Origin of the sequence: Streptomyces sp. SID5785 (assembly GCF_009870065.1) — a bacterium.
In the GTDB taxonomy this organism is placed as follows: Bacteria; Actinomycetota; Actinomycetes; order Streptomycetales; family Streptomycetaceae; genus Streptomyces.
The window spans coordinates 1-1,420 of the sequence record NZ_WWIA01000116.1; the positions used below are offsets into that span (position 1 = coordinate 1).

At 75.9% G+C, this 1,420-nt stretch carries 2 protein-coding genes and 1 pseudogene; all 3 read right to left on the bottom strand.

Annotated elements, in window-relative coordinates:
- Positions 1–186: pseudogene (locus GTW43_RS03680) on the bottom strand (hypothetical protein); the annotation flags it as partial.
- 133 nt (positions 187–319) lie between these two features.
- The gene (gene ssuE / locus GTW43_RS03685) at positions 320–892 is read right to left on the bottom strand and encodes an NADPH-dependent FMN reductase (RefSeq protein ID WP_161300167.1); all 573 of its coding nucleotides are present in this window, start codon (positions 890–892) and stop codon (positions 320–322) included.
- A gap of 50 nt (positions 893–942) precedes the next feature.
- The coding region (locus GTW43_RS03690; RefSeq protein ID WP_202500995.1) for an alpha/beta hydrolase at positions 943–1,420 on the bottom strand (478 nt) is incomplete at its 5' end.

Sequence of the window (1,420 nt, forward strand, 5' to 3'; positions counted from 1 at the left end):
GCCGTCGACCAGCTCGTCCAGCCCGCCGGGCCCGAGCGAGGCGACGTACTGGTCGGTGAGGGCCCGCTCGGCCGGATCGGCCTCGGACTCCCCCGCGTGCACGGCCTTCAGCCGGGAGTCGACGAGCAGGAGAGCGCCGCCGACGTCGCCGACCGGCGCATGGCGGGGATCGCAGGGTGACGGCACGGAACTCCTCCTCGACGACCGGACTGCGCCCCCGACCGTAGTGCCTCGACCGGTCCCGGGGCGGCGCTTCCGCCCCGGGACCGGGGCGCACAGCGGCACAGCGCGGAAGGACGCCCCGTCCGGCCTGGTGTGTTCAGGCCGCCCGGCCGTGCGGCCCGCTCGTCGCGAGCCGGCTCGCGCGCCCGGCCAGTGAGGTCAGGAACGCGTCCGTGACCTGCTCGACGGCCCCGGCCGCCCCCGCGGCGAGGACGGTGCCCTCGGGCCCGGTGGTGATGTCCTTGTCGAGGGTGAACCAGCCGGGGACGATGTGGTCCGCGCCCATCGATGTCAGGACAGGCCGCAGTGCGTAGTCGATGGCCAGGACGTGCGCGGTGCTGCCGCCGGTGGCGAGCGGCAGCACCGTCTTGCCGGTGAGCGCGTACTGCGGGAGCAGGTCGAGGAGCGTCTTGAGCAGGCCGCTGTAGGCCGCCTTGTAGACGGGCGTGCCGATGACGATGCCGTCGGCCTGCGCGAAGCGCGCGGTGGCCTCGACGATCGCGGGGTGGCCGAAGTCCGCGCCGAGGAGCGCGTCGGCGGGCAGGTCGCGGACGTCGAGGTGGCTCACCTCGTGGCCGTGCGCGGCCAGCCGGCGGCCCACATGGCCGAGGAGTCGGCCGGTGCGGGACGTGGCGGAGGGGCTTCCGGAGACGGTGAGGACGGTGGGCATGGCGGCCTTCCGGTGTCGGGGACGGTGGGGAGCGGGACGGGTGGTGGCGGTCACCAGGCGCTGGTCTCGACCGTGAGCAGCGGCGCGAGACCCGCGCGCAGCGACTCCAGGAACGTGACGATCTCGGCGGCGACGGTGCGGTGCTGCTGGTCGTCGAGGACATCGTGGTGCGCGCCGTGCACGACGCCGAACCGGGCGCGCGGCAGCTTGTCCGCGAGCAGGGCGGTGGCGTCCTGGTCGGTGAGCGGGTCGCGGTCGCCGGCGAGGATCAGGTGCGGGAGCGCGGAGGTGCCCGCGCGGGCGGCGTCGAGCAGGTCGTCGGGCACAGGGGCGGCGAAGGAGCCGTGGGCGACCTCCGGGTCCTCGGTGAGCGTCCCGCGGTGCACGGGGCAGGTCGTGCGGGCGTCCAACTCGGCTTCCCACGTGGAGAATTCTGCCTGGCCCGCGCCGGGGAGCCCGGCGAGGACCAGGGCGGCCGGACGGTCCCCGCCGCCCGGCGGGCCGGCGCGGTCGGCCAGGGCGGCGATC